The sequence below is a fragment of the Erythrobacter aurantius genome, from assembly GCF_023823125.1.
Taxonomy (GTDB): Bacteria; Pseudomonadota; Alphaproteobacteria; order Sphingomonadales; family Sphingomonadaceae; genus Erythrobacter; species Erythrobacter aurantius.
The window spans coordinates 1024842-1047932 of sequence record NZ_CP090949.1 but is presented as its reverse complement, the minus strand read 5'-3'; the positions used below and the strand labels follow the sequence as shown (position 1 = coordinate 1047932).

Below are 23091 nucleotides of genomic sequence, written 5' to 3'. Positions count from 1 at the left end.
TCCAGCAGGCGATCAGAATTCAAGGCGCGCGCCGACTGACACGGTCCAGCGCTCAAAGTCGAAAAGGGGGATGTTGCTCCAGTTGCGGGTGTAGCTCGCGCTTGGCTGGAGAAAGACCTGATCCAATACGGCAATCTTCAGGCCTGCCCGCAGGTCCAACCTTTCATCCTCGCGCTCGGTCAGGAACAACGGATCGGCTTCGTCATGGCGGCGCAGATCAAAGGCGATCCCGCCAACCACCGCGACGCGCTCTGCCACCGGCAGCTCGGCCCCCATATTGGCGGTGACGAAGCTGAAGCTTTGCGCATCGCCAGCCTGTCGCAGCGTCTCTTCCTTGCCGCCGGTGATGTTGGCCGCGAAATTGCGCCCGACAAACCCTGCACCGACCGCATAGCGGTCCGCATCGCGCAGCGGGTCATTGTCGAAGTTGAGCCGGTTCCACTGCGCCGACAAGTTCAGTGCTTTGCCGCCTGCGAGCGGCTTGGTGTATTGAGCAATCGCCCCGAATGAGGTGCGAAAGCTGTCGTCTTCTAGCCAGAACTGCTGCACCTGGCCGGAGATCGAGATCACGTCATTATTGGCAAAAGTGTGCGCATAGCCCGCGGTTCCGGTAAGCGCGGCCTGATCAAAGGTGGCATTGTTGAAATTGTCGCGCCAATTTCCCAACGCCGATGCGAACAGACGATCCTGTCGCCCGATCGCGGTTACGCCGGAAACGCCTGCCGTAATTTCGTAAAACTCGTCATCCTGCGCCACTGCGCCCGCACCAAGCTGGCCTGGCCCGAGAAAGCTGAACAGCGGGATGACGATGGTGTCGAGCTCGGTCGCGGTGTTGATGTTGCTGTCGTGCCCCACACGGGCATCGACAAAGCCGCTGACGTCCGAACCACCACCTGAAATCTGGCGATCGAATTGCCGGACGAAACCGGTAAACCGCTGGCGCACCGGATCGGGCAGGCTGGGATCATCCACCACCGTCGCGAATTGATCGCGCGCCGTGTCGATATCCCCGGCGAGCGTGTAGGCGCGCGCAAGTTCCGCCCGTGCGGCAGCATTATTCGGCTGAACCGCAAGCACCCGCTGAAGCGCAATGATGGCATCCCCGTACCGCCCGGCATCAAGCGCCGCGATACCAAGTTGGTAGTCGAACGCGGGATCGCCGGCTCGCTGCTGCACTTGTGCTTCGAGCGCCTGATAGGCCTGCTCGGCCGCTTCCGGTGACAAGGGCTGTCCGGGCGCCGCCTGCGCCAACGCAGTGCCAGCGTTCAACGCAACCATCGAGGCCACACCCAGAAGTGTCGCCCGTGATGCTACGCGAGTAAGTCGATTCATCGTCTGCTTGCCCCTGATCCTGGTTCGATCGCAGGCAAGAAGATGCTGTAGCGGCGGGCAAATGTCCGCTGACAAGCCTCGTTATCGTAATGACAATGGCTGTTAGGAGGCCTGCTCCGCCTCGCGCGGGGTTTGCGCCTCGTCCGCAATGGTCAGCAGCGGGAACAACTCTTCAGCGCTGATCGGCTTGGAAACGAAATAGCCCTGGACGTAATCACACCCGGCTTCGCGCAGGAAGTCGAGACATTCGGCGACTTCGACACCTTCGCCCACGACCCTGAGGCCCAGCGAATGCGCCAGCTGGATCGTAGAGCGCACCAGCAAAGCGTCGCTGCGTTCGACGTGGGCGTGTTCGACAAAGGCGCGGTCGATCTTGAGCTCGGTCAGCGGCAGCAATTGCAGGTAACTGAGCGTGGATTGGCCGGTACCATAGTCATCCATCGAAATGGCGATTCCCAGTTCCCGGAAACGCTCAAGGTTGCGCACGGCAGTCTCGGGATCGCTCATGGTGGCGGATTCCGTCACCTCGAAGATCAGGCGGTCGCGCGGCACTCCGGTGGCGCGGACGATCCGTTCAGCCGCGCTCATGAAGGAATCCGAACTGATCAGCTTGGCCGAGATATTGACCGCCGCCGAAATGATCGCGCCCTTTTCGCACCAGTCGCGCAGATCTTCGATAGTCTTGCGCAGGACATAGAGGGTCAGCGGCTCGATCCGGTTGGATTCTTCGGCCAGCGGAATGAAGTGATCGGGGCGAAGGAAGCCACGCTCCGGGTGATGCCAGCGCACTAGCGCCTCGACGCTTTCTACCCGGTCCGTCGAGAGCCGCAGCTTGGGCTGGTAGACAACCGAGATGTGGCCGGCCTCGATCGCATCGTCTAGCTCGCCCATCAGCGAAACGCGCTGCTCAACCATCGCCGCTTCGGCATCTTCGTGGGCATGCCACAGCTTGCCTTGGCTTTGCGCTTCGCTAGCCGCGCGCGAAGCTGCGGCAAGGTTGTTTTCCGAAGCGATCCCGAAACACACGCCGACATCGACCCGCCGACCGGCGATTTCGAGCGGCTTCAGAAGCGCCTTTTCGATGCGGGTGAACTGGTCGATCAGCGCCCCGTGCTCACCTTCGTGCACCCATGCGATCATGCGCGTATCGGCGCGGTAAACGGTCTGCACCCCGGTAACGGTCTGGATCCTCTCAGCCAGACGCCGGACGAACCTGCCGATCTCTTCCTTGCCCAGCACCGACTGGATTGAATCGAACTGCTTCACGAACGCGGTGGCGACCCATTGGCCATCGGCATGGCTCGCGTTGGCGAAAGCGAGGGCGTTGGGAAGGCCGCTTTCGCTGTCGGTCAAAGCCTTTTCGCGCAACTGCACTCTTGCGATGCGGAGCACCTGCGACAGCCCGACCACTGCCAGCAGGACTAGCGCAGGAACGCCATCCGCGAAGATCCTGCCGCCGTGATAGGCAAAGGCCTGCAAGCCGATAATAAAGGCAAATGAACCGGCAAGCGCCAGCCCGACCTGCCCGTAATTTCTCGTCTGCGCCATCATGTAGGCGAGCGGCAGGGCGAGCAGCACGAGCGGAATCCAGCCAAATTCCAAAGGGGCTCCGGCGAGCAGCGTCTCGGCTGCCAGTGCCTGGATCGTCACGCCGGGGATAACGCCGTGGATCGGAACGCCGTACCGGTCGCCAAGCTCTACCGCGGTCGCGCCGACAATGATGTTGCGCCCGGCGACGCTGGCCTTGTCGAAGGCGCCATTCTCGACAGCGGCAAAGCTGTGGCGCGGGATCGAGGCCGGATCGATGCTGTAATCAATCGGGAAACTGGTGTGAGCAGCGCCGGAAACACCGGCGATCTGGGCCGACATCGAAGGGCGCGGCAATCCATCGGTAACAGTGCCAAACACCATGCGGCGCACGCGCGCGTCGGTATCGGGCAGGACCGATGCCGATACGAGGCTTACGTTTTCACGGAACATCGGGATCGGCAGGTCATCCAGCCTGCGTCTTGAATTCTCCGTTGCCCCTTGGGTGAAGGTCGGCAGCATCACCGGCGTATCGATTTCGGCGATCGCCTGCGCAAAGGCCGCATCGCCTTCAGGCGATGAGGGCGACGAAAAGGCGATATCGAAGACAATCGAGCGTGCACCCGCCGCGTCGAGTTGCCGGATCAACCGGGCGTAATGATCCCGCGTCCAAGGCCAGCTCTTGGCCGCAGCGACGCTTTGTGCATCGACTTCGACGATATGCAGTTGACCCGAGGCTTCACGGGTGAGAATCTTATCCGTGGCCGCACGAAGGCCGTCTTCGAGAGTACGCGACACCGGTGCCTGAGCAAAGCCGACTGCAATGCACAGGCTGATCAGGAAGACGGTGAAGTTCTTCGCAAGGTGCGCGGTGATCCTCATCTAGTCAGGGCAGGCTCATTCTCAGGCAAGGATGCGGCCATCATCAAGACCGGTCGGCCCGCGGCCATTGCCGTTGCCGCGATCACCGCCATTGCCATTGCCGCGATCGTCGCCATCATCGGCGGCGGGATCTTCGACGCCGTCGTCGGCGCCAGCGTCAACGCCGGCATCCGCGCTACCATCGTCGGCGGCAGGGTCATCGACTAGGGGTTCTTCGTCCAAGCCTTCGTCAGCACCGCCGGCATTGCCGTTGCCGTTGCCGCCTGCGTTGCCATTGCCGTTGCCGTTGCCGGGGCCTTCATCAGCGCCACTGTCAGCACCATCGTCGGTAGCGTCGTCAGCACCGTTGTCATTGCCACCAGCGTTGCCATTGCCGCCGCTGTTACCTGGGCCTTCATCAGCGCCACTGTCAGCACCATCGTCGGTACCGTCGTCAGCACCGTTGCCGTTGCCGCCAGCGTTGCCATTGCCACCGCTGTTACCCGGGCCTTCGTCAGCGCCAGTGTCGGTACCGTCGTCAGCACCGTTGTCATTGCCGCCAGCGTTGCCATTGCCGCCGCTGTTACCCGGGCCTTCGTCAGCGCCAGTGTCGGTACCGTCGTCAGCACCGTTGTCATTGCCACCAGCGTTGCCATTGCCGCCGCTGTTACCTGGGCCTTCATCGGCGCCAGTGTCGGTACCGTCGTCAGCACCGTTGCCGTTGCCGCCAGCATTGCCATTGCCACCGCTGTTACCCGGGCCTTCATCGGCACCGTTGTCGGTGCCGTCGTCAGCACCGTTGCCGTTGCCATTGCCGTTCCCGCCAGCGTTGCCATTGCCGCCGCTGTTACCCGGGCCTTCGTCAGCACCGTTGTCGGTGCCGTCGTCAGCACCGTTTCCGTTGCCGTTGCCGCCAGCGTTGCCGTTGCCGCCGCTGTTGCCCGGACCTTCGTCAGCACCGTTGTCGGTACCGTCGTCAGCACCGTTGCCGTTGCCATTGCCGTTCCCGCCAGCGTTGCCATTGCCGCCGCTGTTGCCCGGACCTTCATCAGCACCGTTGTCGGTACCGTCGTCAGCACCGTTGCCGTTGCCATTGCCGTTGCCGTTGCCGCCAGCGTTGCCATTGCCGCCGCTGTTGCCCGGGTTATCGTCGTCAATGCTGCCCTGATTGAGACAGAGCCCACCATCGAGATTGCCAACGCAATTGTTCAGATCGTCGTTGCCGTCATCGATGTCGTCATCCGGGCCTGCGTTGCCGTTGCCATTCCCGTTGCCATTGCCACCAGCGTTGCTGTTGCCGCTATTGCCCGGCGCTTCGTCCGAGCCGTCGTCAGCGCCGTCCGAATTGCCGTTGCCATTGCCACCAGCGTTGCTGTTGCCACTGTTGCCCGGTGCTTCGTCCGAGCCATCGTCAGCGCCGTCCGAATTGCCGTTGCCGTTGCCGCCAGCGTTGCTGTTGCCACTGTTGCCCGGTGCTTCGTCCGAGCCATCGTCAGCGCCGTCCGAATTGCCGTTGCCGTTGCCGCCAGCGTTGCTGTTACCGCCGCTGTTGCCCGGTGCTTCGTCCGAGCCATCGTCAGCGCCGTCCGAATTGCCGTTGCCGTTGCCGTTGCCGCCAGCGTTTCCGTTGCCGCTGTTACCCGGGGCCTCGTCTGCGCCATCGCCAGCACCGTCGTCGGCACCGCCGCCATTGCCGCTAGCGTTGCCATTGCCGCCAGCGTTGCTGTTACCGCCGCTGTTGCCCGGCGCTTCGTCCGAGCCGTCGTCAGCGCCACCGGAATTGCCGTTGCCGTTCCCGTTGCCGTTGTCACCAGCGTTGCTGTTGCTGCCCGAGTTGCCGTTATCGGCAGAGCCGTCGTTCGCACCGCCGGCATTCCCGTTGCCGCCGGCATTGCCATTCGATCCGGCGGCTTCATTCCTGCGGGTATCCGCAGATGCGCTTGCCGCTGTCACGCTGGTGTCTGCGATTGCCTCTTCAGTGCCGCTGCTGGAGCTCGACTGAACCGCGGCAACCTCGATCGAGGCTTCGACTTCGCCGCTGACAAGCCCGCCAGTGAGTTCGGCAAGGTTCGAATTGGAGCTGGCCACCGGGCTGGTGATTGCGGCCCGGCGCGCTGCGGCGACAGGCGCTCCCGGCGCAGATGCGCTCTGGCCGTTGCCACCGGCATTGCCGTTGGCGGCAGGCGTCACTTGTTGCGAAGTCGCCTGCGGAGCTGCCACGGAATTGCCCGAGGAAGTAGCCGCTGCTGCTGCAGCAGCCGCCGGGGCAGGTGTCGTAACTGCGCGTTGCGGCGAATCGATCTGGCGCGGAACATCGCCTTCGATATTCAGGCGGAACCGGTCACCCGCCGCGATCATCGCTACTTCACCCGGACGCACCAGGTCACGCGCGCCGCCATCGACGGTTGATGCTTCCACTGCGCCTTCGGTGACCTGCATCGAGGCACCTTCTTCGCTCACCGTAATGGAGAAGGTGGTGCCTTTGACCACAGCCGCGAGGTACGGAGTGTCTACGCCGAAGTGCGGATTCTGCTGCTTGCCCACGTTGAAGAGCGCGCTGCCGAAATCCTGAATGATCTGGATGACACCGCGTTCACGCTCGCGCGGGACGATGGTGATGCGCGAATTGGGTCGCACGGTCACGAATTCCTGCCCGCGGACGATCGTGGCGTTGCCGCCGCTCCCGGTCACCACCTGGTGGCCCGCGGTCAGCGTCTCGCCGCGCTTCGCAACGCGTTCACCGTTAGGCGTGCGGATGAGGACATCCCCACGCGTTTCGGTGACCGTCCACGGTCCGGATTGGGCAAACGCGCTCGTGCTGGAAAGCAGCAGAGCGACAGGCAGAAGTGAGCGACGCAATGTAGACATTAGATAGTCCTCCGTTAGCCTGCATACGCTCTGATTATTTGCCTGTTGGTAAGCTGGGGTGGTTAATTTTTTGATGATTTGACGATTTCTTAGGGGGTGGGCGCCTAGGGGACTACGTATATGTCTGTAAGTATGCCCCTGATTAGGCGCTGGCGCCTGTTCTTGCTTTTGTCCGCCATCGGGATTGCCCATCCCGTGTCGGCGCAAGATGCGTTCGACCAGACCGAGGAACTGGACCGGGCCTCCGCCGAGGAGCAGCGCAGCGATTCCGCTGACCAGTCGCCGCGCGTTCGCACAGGCCAGGCCAGCCGTGTTGCCCAAACGCAGGCTAACGAGGAACGGCTTACGATCGGATCGATCATTATCGACGGGAACGAGGCGCTGCCCGATTCGCACTTCGTCGACCTGATCGAGCGATACACCTCGCGCCCGCTGGCGCAGTCCGACCTTGCCGAACTTGCCGACGCGATCGCCCGCCGGGCGCGCGATGCGGGACACGTCTTTGCCACCGCCTCGATCCCGCCACAGGGGCTTTCGCTCGGCGTGCTGCGGGTCGAGCTGGACGAAGGCCGGGTCGACACGATCCGCATCGAAGGCGCGGACGAGCCTGCGATACGGCGTCAGCTTGCCCCTCTCGCGGCGGGCAAGCCTGTTACCCGCGCAGAGCTTGAGCGGCACATCCTGCTTGCCGACGACATTTCCGGCGTGCGCATTCTCGATTCCCGGTTTGAGCGCGAAGGGGACACCGGCGTCCTCATCGTGCGCGCGCGACGTTCTCACGCCTATGCCGCCGTCGAACTTTCGAATGACGGCTCCGAACCTGTCGGCCCGATCCGCGGGCGCATCTCCGTCGACCTCAACGGCCTGCTTGCTTCCGCGGACGAAGTTGACCTCAGCTTCGGTACCACTCCGCTGCCGCCGTCCGAGCTGCAATTCGCCCGTGCTTCCTACCGTATTGTGGTGGACGCCAGCGGGCTCGAGTTGGGAGCGCACCTGTCCTATTCCTCCACCGATCCGGGCGACTTCCTGACCGATCGCGATATCGAAGGGCAGTTCTGGCGCGCCGGGATCGAGGCGAGCTATCCGCTGCTGCGCAGCCGCAATGCGAGCGTCTGGGTGATCGGCGAATTCGAAGTGACCGATCTCAGGCAAGACCGCGCAGGCACGCTCGCCCGACGCGACCGGGTACCGGTGGTGCGCGCAGGGATCTATACCCGTGGCCGACTGGCCGGGGGCAATTATCGCGGACGCTTCACCGTCTCGCGCGGCCTGAACATCCTGTCCGCCACCCGTCCGGGCGATCCGCCGGCTTCGCGGCTCGACGCATCGACTGATTTCACCTCCTTCTATGGCTGGGCCTCGTGGGATCGCCAGATCAGCGGCCCACTTTCGATCGCGCTCGCCGCGCGCGGACAGCTGGCAACCGATCCGGTGCTGGCGACAGAGGACATCGGGCTTGGCGGGCCGTCGTTCCTGCGCGGCTGCAACTTCAACGAACGCGCCGGGGACCGGGGCATCATGGGCTATGGCGAATTGCGCTATGACATCCGGGGCAAGGGGTTCTGGCTGCCGCGCGCGCAGGTCTATGCCTATGCCGATGGCGGCGTAGTCTCCAACCTCGAAGACGGGCTTGGCGGCGGCTCGCTGGCTTCTGCAGGGGGCGGTGTACGGCTTGACCTGACGCGTGACCTTGATCTGGGCGTCGAAGTGGCAGTTCCGCTGTCCGGTCCGCGCTTCGACAGCGACAGCGACGGCCCGCTGGTGAACCTGCGCGTCCAGCAGTCGTTCTGACAAGCCGTCTGATTCGGCCCGTACCCCTGCCCAATCCCTACAGCCTGGAACAGGTGGAACACTGTCCAGGCAAAATAGCCCGATAGTGTCACCCTTTCGGGCGCAAACTGTCACCCTTGCAGCCCAAGTGTCACCCGAAACCGGCCAAGTGTCACCTTTGGGCGGGAAAGTGTCACTGTTTCGGCCCGCAAACCGTCGCGTTTCGCGCGTGCAAGTGTTACCCGCAAAGGCGCGCGGGACGGCTTGGAAAGCGGGGTAGTAAAGGGTGGCCATCCACCATCATGTACTCAGGCGAGCTCATGTAGGACAGCGCGGGCAGCCCACACGGCCACCCGCCCCACCGCATCTTCCTACCGCACGCGCGACGGCGCGATCAGCACGGCGTTGGCCAGCAGCAGATCGAGCCCGTCGAGATAGGCGCGGGTGGCCGGATCGTGGGCGAAAGCGATCGTCAGCCCGTCTCCGGTCGGTTCCGCCATCAGATACGGCTTGAACGCCAGCTGGCGGCGGTTTTCGTCCCACACATATCCGCTGGCAATCAGGCGGTCTGCACTGGCGAAGCGCAGCACGTTCGCGCCCTTTGCCCGGTCAAGCGGAGTGTAGATCTGCGATCCGCTGGCCAGCACCACCGCGCCCGCATCATATCCGGCGGACAGGAAATGCTCGGTATCGGCCACGGTGTTGAGCAGCGCGCCGGGCAGCGTATCAGGCAGCGCCCCCTGATCGGCGATGGCTTCGCGGTATTCCGCCTCGCTGCCGATTTCGACCGCTTCGGCAAGCGCCGCCTCGTCATCGCCTTTCGCCTTTGACGGATCACGGCCCAGTGCAGCCTCACGCTTGACCGAAAGCAGCGGCGTGTCACCACCGGTCAGCGCGCCAAGGCTGCCGCCGACCGCAACCAGCACGCCGCCGCGTTCGACAAAGCTGCGCAACGTCGCAATTCCGCCTTCGCCCAGATCGCCGCGCGGGGACCCATCGGGGATCAGAACCACGTCATAATCGGACAGGTCGGCGCGGGCGAAACGATTGGTGCGGATCGGCACCACCGGCAGGCCCAGCCGCCTCTCAAGTACATAACGCATCGCGCCCGCGCTCAATTGCGAGACGCCTTCGTCCCATGCAATTGCGACCTTCGGTAAAGTCAGGCGGACAAAGGATTCGCTGCCGAGGTTCGGCCCATCCTCTACCCAGCTGTCTTCGAAAGCGACGGTGGATGCACCCACTTCGCGCGCCAGTTCGCGCAGACGCGCCATTTTTTCTGGCGAGTTCATGCGCGCGGGGAAGATCACCGTGCCGCGCGGGTAAGAGCGGCCGTTCTTGGTGAAGGCTTCGTCGGTGCTGCGCGCCTCGATCCCTTCGCGCAGGGCGAGGGTAACAAGCCGGGCCTGACCGCTGTCGGTCCACGGCACGGCGATGGCGAAATCGCCTGCGCCTTCCTCAACCGGGGTGACGGGGGTGCTGCCCGAAAGCGCATCTCCGGGTGCGGAACCTGCGCACACCGCAACATCGACCCCCGACATCAACCCGACAGACCATGCGGTGACGTCGTAGAGTTCGTGCGGCAGGTCTTCGGAACGGCGTTGTTCCTGCTTGGCCACGAAATCGGGCGGCAGGGCGGTGTCCCGATCCAGCAGGCTGCGCACCAGCCGCGCGGCGGGCTGCGCCTGAGGAACGGCGATGTAGCCCTTGGGATAATTGCGACCGCATACGGTGACTGGGCCTTCGCGGCGGCGCACTTCGATCCCTTGCGCGGCAAGGCGGCGGCCAAGGTTTTCCGCGTTCCAGCGGCTCTTTGCCAGATCGATCACATAGCTGCCAGTGCCCGCCGCACCGCGCGCGTTGGCGGCACGATAGTCAGCGAAATCGGTCAGGAAACGGTCGGCGTTGCGGGCCACGGCTTCGGCGGTTGAGATGCTCGCGACGAAGTGGTTGCGCACCGTATCGGCATAGGTCAGCCTTGTGCCGTCGCGCCGATCCCATACCAGCCCGCGCGACGATCCCTGTTCATAGGTGCTGCCGATCGCGCCCTGATGCGTGTTCCACGTGTCGCCATATCCGGGGTAGAACAGGTCATAGACTTCGCGAGTGAAATAGGGTTCGCCCATTGCATCAAAATAGCCCGCATTGTTGCGTCCGATGATTTCATAGGCGCGGCGCTGGGCGGCGGTGATGTTGGGGTTGATCGGATCGGCGGCAGGGGAGAAGAAATAGGTGTCGTCCCCGCTCATTTCGTGGATGTCGACCACCACCACCGGGTTCCATTCGCGGATCGCGGCGACCTTGCCCTGCGTTTCGGGCTGGCTGAGAGTGAACCAGTCGCGGTTGAGATCGAACATGTAGTGGTTGACCCGTCCGCTGGGCCAGGTCTCGTCATGCTCGGCGGCCTGCCGGTCGCCCGCGGGTTCAATGCCGACAGCACCTCGGAAATGATTGACGAAGCGCGCGCGGCCATCGGGGTTTTGCAGCGGATCGATGACAAGGATGGTTTCGGAAAGAATCTGCTGAGCGCGCGGATCATTGCGCGCGGCGAGCAGGTGATAGGCCGTCATCAGCGCGGCGTCGGTTGAAGAGATTTCATTGCCGTGGACCGAATAGGCAAGCCATGTGACCGGCAGCGCCGATCCGTTGCCGGGGCGCCCGGCGGCGATATTGGCAAGATCGGCCCGGATCGCATCGAGCCGCGCCATGTTTTCGGGGCTCGTCAGGATCAGGTAATGCAGCGGGCGCCCTTCCCAGCTTGTCGCATATTGCACCTTCTTCACCCGCTCAGGCGCGGCGGCGGCGAGCGCGTCGAGATAGCGATTGGCCTCTTCGGGCGAGGTGATGCGGGTGCCCGGGGCATGGCCGACGGTTTGCGTCAGCGTCGGGATCGCCGGATCGAATTCCGCATCGAGAAAGGATTGCGCATGGCCCGCGCCTGAAGGAGATACCAGCGCTGCTGAGAAAAGAGCAAGGAGAGCCGCGATCCGGCCGGTCAGTTTTCGCATCTTGGAGCTTTCCGTTCGCTTGGGAGGGGTGATGGAAAGGGTGTGGTTGGGGGTTAACTCAAACAATCCCGCGCCCCGGTCAAGGCGCTTGGAGAGGCAGCATTGCCGCTCCCGCCGGGAAACCACAGCGATTGCTACGCGGGCGCGACCTCAGGCGTAACAAAATTGCCACTACGACCCACGGAACCTCACAAACGGCTGAAACATCCTTGACACTTTTGATGGGGAGAAAGACCCTGCTGCACCGCACCATAAACCCGCAACAACAGGGAACCCTGATGAAACCTCTCAAGATTTCGGGCCACGCACTACTGCTGGCAGCAGCAAGCACGATGCCCTTTGCCGTCCACGCGCAAGAAGCGCCGGATCAGGAAACCGCCGCCGATGAAGAAGAGCAGATCGTTGTCATCGGCTCGCGCATCGCCCGCGATCCTAACATTGGCGCTCCGGCCCCGATCCTCTCGCTCGACGCGGAAGCGCTGACGCAGACGGGGACCTCCGACGTTGTGGACGCGCTGCGCGATGTCCCGGCCCTTTCGACCTCGACCTCGTCCGAAGGCTCGATCGACGGCATCTTCTCCGAAGCTGTAGGCCAGTCGATCCTCAACCTGCGCGGCCTCGGTTCGAACCGTACGCTGGTGCTGGTCAACGGCCGCCGTCACGTCTCTGGCGTCGCCGGTGAACAGGCTGTCGACATCAACTCGATCCCGACCGCGCTGATCGAACGCGTCGAAACGCTGACCGGGGGCGCATCATCGCTCTACGGCTCGGACGCAGTGACCGGCGTCGTTAACTTCGTGCTCAAGGACGATTTCGAAGGCATTCAGGCCAATGTCCAGTCGGGCATTTCGTCCAAGGGCGACAGCTTCCGGATCAATGGCGACCTGACCTGGGGCGTCAACTTCGCTGACGGTCGCGGCAACTTCGTGGTGTCGGGCGAATACGCCCGCGGCGACGAACTGCAGTTCGGCGAGCGCGCCTTCTCGCGCAACAACGGTATCTTCGACGATCAGGACAACCCGGCTCGCCGGTTCCAGTCGGGCGACATCAGTGCCGACACGCCCAACTTCCGCGATTTCTTCGCGGTTGGTGTCGGCGGTTTCCCGACCGGCTTCCTGATCCCCGGACAGGCCGATTTCATCGCCGATTACACCGCACAGTTCGGCACCGCACCGAACCTGACCGCAGCCGAGCTTGCGCTGATCGACCGTTCGACCAACGCATCGCGGCGGCTGATCGCCGGTCAGCCGACCTTCTCGCTGTCTTCGGCAGGCGGCATTGTCGCACCGGGCCTGATCGGCATCAGCGACGGCCCCGACATCAATGGCAACGGCGTTCCTGACTGTCTCGAAAGCTCGGTCGGCTTCAACTCGACCTTCCAGCCGGGTGCGTTCGGTCTGGCCGGGGGCTGCGCCGTCATCAATCCCGACGGCAGCGTCAGCGTCCACCAGGACGGCACCATCACCGGCCTGTTCAACCAGTTCGGCGGCCCCGGCATCCAGAACAACTTCGATGTCAACTCGCTGATCCCGGAAACCGAGCGTTGGTCGGTCAACGCCCTGCTTTCCTACGAGATCTCGCCGTCAGCGACCTTCTTCGCAGAAGCCAAGTATGTGTCGAACTCGGCCGAGTTCCAGGCCCAGCCGAACACCTTCTACGACCTGCTGACGATCCGTGCGGACAACCCGTTCATCACCCCGGACCTGCAGCCTTTCGTGGGCGAGCTGTTCTTCGGTGACGGCGTGCAGGAAGGTTTCTACATCACCCGCGACCCGGCTGACCTCGGTGCCAACCGCAACCGCAACGAGTTCGAAACTTACCGTTTCGTCGGCGGCATCCGTGGCGACACCTCGGAGCACTTCTCCTACGAAGTGTCGGCCAACTACGGCCGCTTCACGCAGACTTCATTCGACGCCAACCGCGTCATCATGGACCGCTTCTTCGCCGCGATCGACGTGGTGAACGGCCCCGGCGGCAGCCCGATCTGCCGTTCGGATATCGACCCGACGGCTCCGGCCACCACCCCGTTCGGCATTCCGGCGGGCGATCCGGGCTTCTTCACCTTCAATCCGGGTGACGGTTCGTGCCGTCCGGCCAACATCCTTGGCGGTGTCGGCGCGATCAGCCAGGAAGCGATCGACTTCATTACGACAACGACCGTAAATGAATTCCAGCTTGAGCAGCTGGTGTTCAGCGCGATCTTCACCGGCGACACCGGTGCGTTCCTCGAACTGCCGGGCGGCCCCGTCGGCTTCGCCTTCGGTCTGGAATATCGTGAAGAGCGTTCGGAATCGAACTTCGACCCGCTGGTGCTCGGGATCATTCCGGTGGACACGCCTGACGCAAACCAGGGCGACCTGCTGCGCAACCTCGGGTTCTCGCAGAACTCGCTGGTGTTCGACCCAGCTTCGGAAATCAACAACGCGGGCGGCACCTTCAATGTCTACGACATTTTCTCCGAAGTCCGCCTGCCGATCCTCGCCGGCATGCCGGGTGCGGAACTGCTCGAGCTGAGCGGTTCGGCCCGTCTGGCAAGTTATTCGACCGTGGGTGACAACTTCACGTGGAATGTCAGCGGCCTGTATGCTCCGATTGAGGACATCCTGTTCCGCGGCACTTATTCGAAGGCGGTTCGCGCACCGAACATCAACGAGCTGTTCAACCCGCCTCAGGGCGCATTCTTCCGTCCGGTTGATCCGTGCGATGTCGGCAACCTTGTCACAGCTGCCGATCCGGCGCTGCGTCAGGCGAACTGCACCGCATTCTTCAACCAGATCGGGTTCGATCCGACCTTTGGCGGCGGCAACTACACCTATGTCGATCCTCTGACGGCCCGTTTCTCGGGTTCGGTCAGCGGCAACCCGAACCTGAAGGAAGAAACAGCAACCACCTGGACGATCGGCGCGCAGATCACTCCGCGCTTCATTCCGGGCCTGGTGATCAGCGTCGATTATTACAACATCGAACTTGAAGACGCGATCAACGCTGTGGGTGCACAGGACATCGTGGACAACTGTGTCGACAGTTCGGACATCAACAACGGTTTCTGTGACCTGATTGATCGCAACCCAGCAACGGGCGGCTTCACATTCCTGCGCCAGACATCTGTCAACTTCGCGCGTCAGGAAACCGCAGGTGTCGAAGCTGCACTGGCATACCGTTTCGGCGTCGGTCCGATCGACTTCACGCTGAACGCCAACGGCACCTGGGTGGACAAGCTGAACAACTTCTTCGACCCGAGCGATCCGACGCTGGTTGACCCCGAACTGGGCGAACTCCAGCGTCCGGAATGGGCAGGCAACGCCTCGCTCACGGCGGCATACAACAACTTCAGCTTCACCTGGTCGACAACCTATCTCGATCGCATGGGCCTGCGTGCCGTGGAAATCGAAGAAGTCGGCAACACCGGGACGGACACCTTCTCGTTCGCCAACGGCATTGCCAGCGATGTCTTCATCCACGACATCTCGTTCAACTTCGAAGCGACCGATAACATCGACATCTATGGCGGTGTGAACAACGTCTTCAACCGCAAGCCGTTCGTGACCGAACAGGCCTATCCGGTCAGCCCGGTCGGCACGCTGTTCTTCCTCGGCGCGACGCTGACGATGTAAGCATCGGCCATTGGCCAAAAGAATGGGGCGCGAAGGCAATGACCTTCGCGCCCCTTTTCTTTTGGAGGTTGCGGCAAGTTACGAGTGACCGTGCTCCTTGCGCGCGATCTCGTGCAGCCAGTCCGCATGGCGCGGTGCCTTCTTGGTCTGGCTCCATTCGTCCAGCATCAGCGGAGCGACGCGTTTCAATTCAGCGTATTGCTCATCCGTCCCGATATCCGCCGCCAGTTCGACGCGGTGGCCATTGGGATCGAAGAAATAGATCGACTTGAAAATGCCGTGGTGCGTCGGGCCGAGCACGTCGATACCCTGCGCTTCGACATGTGCTTTGGCCGCGAGCAGCGCGTCTTCGTCGGGCACGCGAAAGGCGAGGTGCTGCACCCATTGCGGGGTGTTCGGGTCCTTGCCCATCTCCGGTTGGTTAGGCAGCTCGAAAAAGGCGAGGATGTTGCCGTTCCCCGCATCAAGGAAGATGTGCATGTAAGGATCGTATTCGCCGGTCGACGGCACGTGATCCTCGGCGAAGGCAGTGGTGTAATCCATGCCGAGCACGCGGCCATACCACTCCACCGTTTCCTTCGCATCCTTGCAGCGATAGGCGGCGTGGTGGACACCGCCCAGTTTCACGGGGTGGTTCACCGGATGCTCGCTCATTCGGCAGGTTCCTTGGCCTTGGTGTCGAGCACGCCGCGCGCGATCTGATCGCGCTCGATGCTTTCGAAGAGCGCCTTGAAATTACCCTCGCCAAAGCCGTCATCGCCCTTGCGCTGGATGAATTCGAAGAACACCGGCCCGACCTGCGCCTCTGCAAAGATCTGCAGCAGCAGGCGCGGCTGTCCGCCTTCAGTCGTCCCGTCGAGCAGGATGCCGCGCATTTTCAGCGCATCGGCATCTTCGCCATGGCCGGGCAGACGCTCGGGCAACATTTCGTAATAGGTCGCGGGCGGCGCCGTCATGAACGGAACGCCAAGCGATTTCAGATTGTCCCAGCACTTGACCAGATCATCACAGATCAGCGCGATGTGCTGGATGCCCTCGCCGTTGAATTCGCGCAGGAACTCCTCGATCTGGCCCTTGCCGCCTTCGCCCTCTTCATTGAGCGGGATGCGGATCTTGCCGTCGGGCGCGGTCAGCGCCTTTGACGTGAGGCCGGTGTATTCGCCCTTGATGTCGAAAAAGCGGATTTCGCGGAAGTTGAACAGCGTTTCGTAATAGTCCGCCCAATACTTCATGCGACCGGTGTAGACGTTGTGCGTCAGGTGATCGATCGTGTGGAAACCCGCACCTTCGGGATAGGGATCGACACCGGGCAGGTAATCGAAATCGATGTCGTAGATCGTCAGGCTCTTGCCTTCCGCCCCCGCATAGCGATCAACCAGATACAGGATCGCGCCGCCGATGCCGCGGATTGCGGGGATGCGCAGTTCCATCGGGCCGGGCTCATTGGCGACCGGTTCCGCCCCGGCTTCGATCAGGTGATCGTATGCCTTGGCCGCATCACGCACGCGGAACGCCATGCCGCAGGCCGAGGGCCCATGTTCGCGGGCGAAATACCATGCGGCGCTGCGCGGTTCGTAATTGGCGATCAGATTGATGCCACCCTGCCGCCACAGGTGCACGTCCTTTGACCGGTGCTTTGCCACGCGGGTGAAGCCCATGCTTTCGAACACCGGCTCAAGCACGCCTTTTTCCGGGGCGCAAAATTCGACGAATTCAAAGCCGTCGAGGCCAGCGGGGTTCTCGAACAGATCACCGGGGTGGAGTGTCATGGGCTGATTTCTCGCTATCTGGAAACTGGTTTCGTTTGAAACTACCTACTCCATTGCTGCCCTTTTGTCAAAGCCCGCCGCGATGCGGGAGATTGCCTTCGCGTTGCAGCTTGGGCAGGTTGCGCGGGCAGGGAGAGGCCGGATGATCAAGACCAAGGGAATCAACCATATCGCGCTGGTGTGCCGCGACATGAAAGAGACGGTGCGGTTCTACACCGAAGTGCTCAACATGCCGCTGTTCAAGACGGTGCAGTTGCCTGATGGCGGGCAGCATTTCTTCTTCGATTGCGGAGGCGGGAATGCCATCGCCTTCTTCTGGTGGAAGGATGCGCCACCCGCAGCGCCCGGCATTGCCTCGGTCCGCAAGTTTCCCTTCGATGCGAAGACGGCGGTGGGTTCGATGAACCACCTCGCCTTCGACATGGAGGAAGCCGAGCTTGAGGCGGCGCTGGATCGGCTCGCCGAAGCGGGCGTGGAACACACCCACGCCGTGCTCAACCATGACGACAGTCCAAGGGGCTATTCGCCGGAAATGCACGAAGGGGTGTTCGTGCGCTCGGTCTATTTCACCGATCCCAACGGCATCATGCTCGAATTCGCGGCGACCACGAAGCAGTTCGGCCCCGAAGATGTCGCGCATGAACCCGCCAGCGCGCAGGAGCCCGCCTGATGCCGCGCCTGCGTGAAGTGCCCAAGGGCGAAGCCGACGAGAAAGTGGCGCAGCCGCTCTATGCCCAGTTGTTCGGCGATCGCGATCCCGTGACCGAGCCCGGCACCGCGACAGGGACGCGCGGCGATTGGTGGACGGTGTTTGCCGGTTCACCCGACACGCTCAAGCACGCGGCGCAGGGCTTTGCCTATTACCGATCAGGCAGGCGCAAGCTTGATCCGGTCTTGCGCGAGTTGGGGCAGACATGGGCAGGCTGGGCTACCGGCAGCCAGTTCGTCTTCTCGCAGCACTGCAAGAGCCTGCGCGGGCTGGGCGTGGCCGAGGAGAAGATCGAGGCGATCCCGACCTGGCAGACCGCCACCTGCCTTGATGCGCGCGAGCGGCTGGTGCTGGCCTATGCCGACAGGCTGGTGATGCATCAGGGCCGCGTGCCCGATACGTTGTTCGATGCGTTGAAGGCGGAATTCAGCGAGGAGGAAATCCTCGAACTCACCTACATCACCTGCATGTATCAGATGCACGCGGTGATGAGCCGCGCGCTGCGCACCGAGTTCGACGACCGCGACGATCCCGTGACGGAAGTGCCCGCGCCCGAAGGTTTCAACGCGCTCGATTTCCTCGGCGGGGAGCGGAAGAAAGACTAGATCACGCGCCCGATGTTGCGCCCGCGATCGTCGCGGGTCACGTTGAGCTTTACGCCAAACGGTTCGCCGCTTTCGAACGCCGCGCGGGTCGCTTCGTCGGACAGGTCGGCATTGCCCACCACACGCGCCCCGTCCGCATTGCGCCCGATCCACACAGCATCGCTGCCGGTCCTCGAATGGTTGATCGTATAGCTTTCAACGGTTGCCTGATCGAACGGATCATTGCTGCGGGCGACGCCGTTGCTGGCCTTGGGCAGGGCCGCCACACGCTGGCCCGACCAGTCGGCGGGCTCGGCCGAGTAAATCCCGGCCGCATATTTGCTCATCCAGCCGCCGTTCGCGCCCACCAGCGCGAATTGGCCGCGATGCGCGCGCACCCGCTCCACCGCTTCGCAGATGGCGTGGGCCGAGTAATTGTTCCCTGCCCCGCCAAAGAACGGCAGCCCGCCCGTCAGCGTCAGCCCGCGCGGATCGTTTGCCGACAGGCCGAAATGGTCGCACTGGTTGAAGACGGGAATGGCAAAGCAGGAATAGAAATCGAGAAAGGCCATGTCCTCCATCCCCTTGCCCGCGATTTCCAGCGCACGCTCAACCGAAGCGATGGAGGCCGGGTTGGCCGATAGATCGGGCCGCTCGGACAGTTCCAGCTCGGTCCCGGAGGTGACGGCGTGGATGTGCACCCACTTGTCCTCCGGCACGCCCAGTTCGCGGGCCTTGCCTGCGCTCGCAATGATGATCGCCGCCGCCTGGTTCACCTGATCGCGGGCGACCGTCATCCGGGGATAGGGTTCTGCAACGATGCGGTTGCGGTCTGTTACGGTGGCGAGCTGCTCCGCACTGCGCTCCACCGGAGCGGCGGCATGCGGATTGGCTGCGGCGACACGGGTAAAGGGCTCGAAGAGCTCGCCGATATCGCGGCGATATTCTTCAAGCCCCTTGCCCAGCTTCGCCCGCCGGGCATTCTCGGCAATGGCATAGAGAGGGATCGCGCCGGTCGCACCGTGAGCGAACAGCACGGGCTCCATCATCCCGTCGATGCCGTATCCGCGATCCTCGAATTCCCCGCCGATCGCTTCGGACCAGTCGGGCTTTTCACCCTTTGCCGCGAGCGCGAGCGCGGTGGAGATCACTTCCGATCCGACGATGACGGCGCACTGGCTGTCCCCGGCGGCAATCGCTGATGCAAATTCGCCAACATATTGCTGGTTGGTCTGCCCGCCGGTTGGCGACAGGATCAGCCGCTGCGGGCAGGCACCCACCCGCTTGGCCAGCGCGCCGGGAATATTGTCCGGCCCGCCAAAGGGCGGTTCCTTGCCCGGACGCGACATTTCGAAGGCGCGGATCGCAGCGAGCGTATCGATGGCATCGGCCACCTGACCGATAGCCCCGGCATTCGCGATGGCTGCCGCCAGAGCCTGCCCGCCAAGATCCATGTAGGACAGCGCCTCGTAACCGGGTTCTCCCACCCGTTCCGAATACTGCCCTACCCCGATGATGACGGGCGTGTTGTCAGCAACCATCAGTTCCACCTCAGTCGACGAAATCGTCCACGCGTTCGACGATGATCGCCGGAGCCATGCCGCCCGCTGCACACATGGTGACAAGGCCGGTCTTGAGATCGCGGCGCTCCAATTCGTCGATGATGGTGCCGATCAGGATCGAACCCGTCGCGCCGATCGGGTGACCAAGGGCAATCGAACCGCCGTTGACGTTGACCTTGTCCCAGCTGAGGCCGAGATCGCGCACGAACTTGGCGGCGACCACAGCAAATGCCTCGTTGATTTCGAACAGGTCGATATCGTCGAGCGTCATTCCGGTCTTTTCCAGCACCTTCTTCGCGGCAGGAACCGGAGCGTTCAACATCAATGTCGGATCATCGCCCATGTTGGCGGTCTGCACGATTCGCGCACGCGGCTTCAGCCCGTGCTTCTGGGCATAGGCCTTGCTGCACACCAGCACCGCAGCCGCGCCATCAACCACGCCCGAGCTGTTCCCGGCATGGTGGAAATGCTGGATTTCGACATCGGGATACTTCTGATTGATCAGCCCGCGGAAAGTCGTACCCTTGGCGTCCAGCGGCACGTCGGCGATCTTGGTGAAGGCCGGCTCCAGCTTGGCGAGGTCCTCCATCGTAGTTTGCGGACGCGGATATTCGTCATGATCAAGGATCACGGTGCCGTCATCCGCCACCACCGGAACAACCGATTTGGCAAAGCGGCCTTCGCCGATGGCTTCGGCGGCGCGCTGCTGCGAGCGATAACCAACCTCGTCCAGCTCCTCGCGGGTGAAGCCTTCGATCGTGGCGATGGCGTCGCCGCAAATGCCCTGATGCGATTGCGGGTGCACTTTTTGCAGCCGCTCGTTGTAGCTGCCCATCATCGGCGGCTTGAGACCAGCCTGCATCTTCTCCTTCGCCATCGCTGCGGTAAGGCTCATCATCTCGGTGCCGCCGGCGACGATACAATCTTCCATGCCGCTCATGATCTGTGCCGCTGCAAGGTTCACCGAAGTGATCCCGCCACCGCAGAAGCGATCGAGCGTGGTGCCCGAAGATGTGATGTCATAGCCTGCATCAAGCGCGGCCATGCGGCCCATGTCGCCCGCCTGCATCCCGTCCTGTGTGGAAACCGACCAGATCACGTCGTCGACGGTGGAGGTGTCGAGCTTGTTGCGCTCGGCAATCGCCCGAAGGACGGTCGCCGCCAGATGCTGCGGATGCTCCGCCGCCAGCGCGCCCTTGCCCTGCTTGCCGATACCGCGCGGGGTGCGGACTGCGTCGATGATATATGCCTCAGCCATGATTTCCTCTCTCGATCTATCGAAATTGCGGTTGACGTTTCCGTAAACCGACTGCACCACTCGCACAAGAATTCAGTTGCATTTCGCAATCTCAAATTAGCTAGGGCTAAAAATTCAGGGAGAGAAGCTTTGTCCGATACACCAGAAGTCCTGACCGAAGTCGACAACGGCGTGCTGATCGTCACGATCAATCGCCCCGAAGCCAAGAACGCCATGACCAAGGCGGCGGCAGAGGGAATCGCGGCGGCGATGGAACGGCTCGACAGCGAAGACGATCTGCGCGTCGGCATCCTGACGGGTGCGGGCGGCACATTCTGTTCGGGCATGGACCTCAAGGGCTTCCTGCGCGGCGAAAGCCCCACCGTCGAAGGGCGCGGCTTTGGCGGCGTGGTGCAGGCACCCCCGGCCAAGCCGCTGATCGCGGCAGTTGAAGGATATGCTCTGGCCGGTGGGCTTGAACTGATGATCGCCTGCGATCTGGTGGTGGCCAATGCTGGCGCGAAATTCGGCATCCCCGAAGCCAAGCGCGGCCTCGTCGCTGCAGCAGGCGGGGTGATGATGCTGCCTGACCAGATCCCCGAGCGGATCGCGATGGAACTGGCGCTGACGGGTGATTTCATCGATGCCAAGCGCGCCTACGAACTGGGCCTGATCAACACCGTTACCGAAGGTTCGGCGCTGGACGGGGCAAAGGAACTGGCCGCGCGCATCGCCGCCAACGGCCCGCTTGCCGTGCGCGTTTCGAAGCAGGTGATGAAGGAATCGCGCGGCTGGGCAATGGAAGACCGCTACAAGAAGCAGGCGCAGCTTATCGCGCCGGTGTTCGTATCGGAAGACGCGCGCGAAGGCGCAGCCGCCTTCGCCGAAAAGCGCGCGCCCAACTGGAAGGGCAAGTAACCGGAATTTTGGCCGCGCCCGCGCCTCCGGATCGGTGGGGCGGGCGTAGCTTCATGGGATTAAGCGAGAGAGGAAGACACCATGCCCGTCATCGACGTGCCCCAGCCCGAATTCATGCAGGACGAAGAAATTGCGATCTTCGCCGATGCAGTGGGCAAATTCTATCAGCAGCATGCCCCGGAAAAGCGCGTCCAGAAATGGCGCGACGAAGGCCAGGTTGAGCGCGATTTCTGGCGCGAGGCCGGTGCGGCTGGCCTGCTGGGCGTTTCGGTTCCGACCGAATATGGCGGCCATGGTGGCGACTTCCGGCACGATATCGTCGTGATCGATCAGCAGGCCAAGCATGGCGTCGACGGCTTTGCCGCTAGCCTGCACAACACCATCATCCTGCCCTATCTGGTTCGTCACGGCACCGAAGAGCAGAAGCAGAAGTATCTGCCCAAGCTCGTCACCGGCGAACTCGTCAGCGCAATTGCGATGACCGAGCCGGGCGTGGGCAGCGACCTCCAGTCGATCACCACCACCGCTCTGAAGGACGGCAACGGCTACCGCATCAACGGCGCCAAGACCTATATCTCCAACGGCCAGACCGCCGATTTCATCGTCGTCGTTGCCAAGACCGACCCGAACGAGCGCGCCAAGGGCATTTCGCTGATGCTGCTCGAAACCGAGGGAGCCGAAGGGTTCCAGCGCGGCAAGAAGCTCGACAAGATCGGGCTCGACGCGGCGGACACTTCGGAACTGTTCTTCGACAATGTCTTTGTCCCGGCGGAGAACATTCTGGGCGGAGTCGAAGGCAAGGGCTTCTATCAGTTGATGGGCGAGCTTGCGCAGGAACGCCTCGTGATCGCGATGGGTGCGGCCACGGGAATCGAGAAGGCGCTCGATACCACGATCGAATATGTCAAATCGCGCAAGGCGTTCGGCCAGACGATCTGGGATTTCCAGAACACGCAATTCGTGCTCGCCGACCTGAAAGCGCGCGGCACGGCAGCCCGCATCTTCGTGAACGATTGCATTGCCAAGCTGCTCAAGGGCGAGCTGGACGTGGCGACTGCGGCCATGGCGAAATACTGGGTCACGGAGCTTCAGAGCGAAGTCGTCGACAAGTGCCTGCAGCTGCACGGCGGCGCGGGCTACATCAACGAATACCCGATCGCCAAGATGTACCGCGATGCGCGCATCACCCGCATCTTTGGTGGATCGAACGAAGTCATGAAGATGCTGATCGCCAGGTCTATGTGAACGGGCAGGCCCATAGGGGCCTACCCAAACTTAAACTCTCAAAACAAAAAGGGCGGCCCGGTTTCCCGAGCCGCCCTTTCTTTGGTT

The 23091-nt window shown here is 62.8% G+C and carries 14 protein-coding genes; 6 read left to right on the top strand and 8 right to left on the bottom strand.

All coding sequences use genetic code 11. From position 1 onward, the window contains the following. Nucleotides 1-12: 12 nt before the first annotated feature. The 3 genes from L1K66_RS05070 to L1K66_RS05060 form a co-directional block, all read right to left on the bottom strand. Nucleotides 13-1332, bottom strand: coding sequence for a tetratricopeptide repeat protein (locus tag L1K66_RS05070; protein WP_252259897.1), 1320 nt, complete (start codon nt 1330-1332; stop codon nt 13-15). 102 nt (nt 1333-1434) lie between these two features. Further along, a complete protein-coding gene (locus tag L1K66_RS05065; protein ID WP_252259896.1) occupies nt 1435-3741 on the bottom strand; it encodes a putative bifunctional diguanylate cyclase/phosphodiesterase in 2307 nt (768 codons plus the stop codon). Nucleotides 3742-3762: 21 nt separating this feature from the next. Next, nucleotides 3763-6579 (bottom strand): FecR domain-containing protein, encoded by a 2817-nt coding sequence (locus L1K66_RS05060; RefSeq protein WP_252259895.1) that lies wholly within the window; start codon nt 6577-6579, stop codon nt 3763-3765. Nucleotides 6580-6720: 141 nt separating this feature from the next. Here L1K66_RS05060 and L1K66_RS05055 point away from each other — a divergent pair, with 141 nt between their 5' ends. Then, complete coding sequence (locus tag L1K66_RS05055) at nt 6721-8379, top strand: ShlB/FhaC/HecB family hemolysin secretion/activation protein (protein ID WP_252259894.1); 1659 nt, start codon at nt 6721-6723, stop codon at nt 8377-8379. 350 nt (nt 8380-8729) lie between these two features. Here the strand turns inward: L1K66_RS05055 and L1K66_RS05050 are convergent, their stop codons facing one another. Next, complete coding sequence (locus L1K66_RS05050) at nt 8730-11366, bottom strand: M14 family metallopeptidase (protein ID WP_252259893.1); 2637 nt, start codon at nt 11364-11366, stop codon at nt 8730-8732. A gap of 278 nt (nt 11367-11644) precedes the next feature. Between L1K66_RS05050 and L1K66_RS05045 the strand changes: the two genes are divergently transcribed. Then, nucleotides 11645-14980, top strand: a complete 3336-nt coding sequence (locus L1K66_RS05045) for a TonB-dependent receptor domain-containing protein (protein ID WP_252259892.1) — start codon at nt 11645-11647, stop codon at nt 14978-14980. 78 nt (nt 14981-15058) lie between these two features. On the opposite strand, the gene L1K66_RS05040 is transcribed toward L1K66_RS05045, so the two are convergent. Next, complete coding sequence (locus tag L1K66_RS05040) at nt 15059-15634, bottom strand: VOC family protein (RefSeq protein WP_252259891.1); 576 nt, start codon at nt 15632-15634, stop codon at nt 15059-15061. After that, on the bottom strand, nt 15631-16749 hold the full coding sequence (gene hppD, locus L1K66_RS05035) for a 4-hydroxyphenylpyruvate dioxygenase (protein WP_034956002.1): 1119 nt from the start codon (nt 16747-16749) through the stop codon (nt 15631-15633). Before hppD ends, L1K66_RS05040 begins: the two co-directional genes overlap by 4 nt. Before the next feature lie 142 nt (nt 16750-16891). On the opposite strand from hppD, the gene L1K66_RS05030 reads away from it, so the two are divergent. Continuing rightward, the gene (locus tag L1K66_RS05030; protein WP_252259890.1) at nt 16892-17419 is read left to right on the top strand and encodes a VOC family protein; all 528 of its coding nucleotides are present in this window, start codon (nt 16892-16894) and stop codon (nt 17417-17419) included. Beyond that, nucleotides 17419-18063 carry a carboxymuconolactone decarboxylase family protein gene (locus L1K66_RS05025; protein ID WP_252259889.1) on the top strand — a complete coding sequence of 215 codons (645 nt, stop codon included), beginning with the start codon at nt 17419-17421 and terminating at the stop codon, nt 18061-18063. Before L1K66_RS05030 ends, L1K66_RS05025 begins: the two co-directional genes overlap by 1 nt. Here the strand turns inward: L1K66_RS05025 and L1K66_RS05020 are convergent. Beyond that, nucleotides 18060-19583, bottom strand: coding sequence for an acetyl-CoA acetyltransferase (locus L1K66_RS05020; RefSeq protein ID WP_252259888.1), 1524 nt, complete (start codon nt 19581-19583; stop codon nt 18060-18062). The two genes, L1K66_RS05025 and L1K66_RS05020, sit on opposite strands and share 4 nt — an antisense overlap. Before the next feature lie 10 nt (nt 19584-19593). Then, complete coding sequence (locus L1K66_RS05015) at nt 19594-20862, bottom strand: acetyl-CoA C-acetyltransferase (RefSeq protein ID WP_252259887.1); 1269 nt, start codon at nt 20860-20862, stop codon at nt 19594-19596. A gap of 129 nt (nt 20863-20991) precedes the next feature. On the opposite strand from L1K66_RS05015, the gene L1K66_RS05010 reads away from it, so the two are divergent. After that, complete coding sequence (locus L1K66_RS05010) at nt 20992-21759, top strand: crotonase/enoyl-CoA hydratase family protein (protein WP_252259886.1); 768 nt, start codon at nt 20992-20994, stop codon at nt 21757-21759. Nucleotides 21760-21840: 81 nt separating this feature from the next. Next, nucleotides 21841-23004: an acyl-CoA dehydrogenase family protein gene (locus L1K66_RS05005; RefSeq protein WP_034956008.1), complete on the top strand. Its 1164-nt coding sequence runs from the start codon at nt 21841-21843 to the stop codon at nt 23002-23004. Nucleotides 23005-23091 lie beyond the last annotated feature (87 nt).

Excerpts from the sequence above, each read along its gene's own strand:
- L1K66_RS05020 (WP_252259888.1), bottom strand. The coding sequence starts at position 19,583 with ATGGTTGCTGACAACACGCCCGTCATCATCGGGGTAGGGCAGTATTCG.
- L1K66_RS05030 (WP_252259890.1), top strand. The coding sequence starts at position 16,892 with ATGATCAAGACCAAGGGAATCAACCATATCGCGCTGGTGTGCCGCGAC.
- L1K66_RS05005 (WP_034956008.1), top strand. The coding sequence starts at position 21,841 with ATGCCCGTCATCGACGTGCCCCAGCCCGAATTCATGCAGGACGAAGAA.
- L1K66_RS05070 (WP_252259897.1), bottom strand. The coding sequence starts at position 1,332 with ATGAATCGACTTACTCGCGTAGCATCACGGGCGACACTTCTGGGTGTG.
- L1K66_RS05050 (WP_252259893.1), bottom strand. The coding sequence starts at position 11,366 with ATGCGAAAACTGACCGGCCGGATCGCGGCTCTCCTTGCTCTTTTCTCA.
- L1K66_RS05055 (WP_252259894.1), top strand. The coding sequence starts at position 6,721 with ATGCCCCTGATTAGGCGCTGGCGCCTGTTCTTGCTTTTGTCCGCCATC.
- L1K66_RS05040 (WP_252259891.1), bottom strand. The coding sequence starts at position 15,634 with ATGAGCGAGCATCCGGTGAACCACCCCGTGAAACTGGGCGGTGTCCAC.
- L1K66_RS05045 (WP_252259892.1), top strand. The coding sequence starts at position 11,645 with ATGAAACCTCTCAAGATTTCGGGCCACGCACTACTGCTGGCAGCAGCA.
- L1K66_RS05025 (WP_252259889.1), top strand. The coding sequence starts at position 17,419 with ATGCCGCGCCTGCGTGAAGTGCCCAAGGGCGAAGCCGACGAGAAAGTG.
- hppD (WP_034956002.1), bottom strand. The coding sequence starts at position 16,749 with ATGACACTCCACCCCGGTGATCTGTTCGAGAACCCCGCTGGCCTCGAC.
- L1K66_RS05015 (WP_252259887.1), bottom strand. The coding sequence starts at position 20,862 with ATGGCTGAGGCATATATCATCGACGCAGTCCGCACCCCGCGCGGTATC.
- L1K66_RS05065 (WP_252259896.1), bottom strand. The coding sequence starts at position 3,741 with ATGAGGATCACCGCGCACCTTGCGAAGAACTTCACCGTCTTCCTGATC.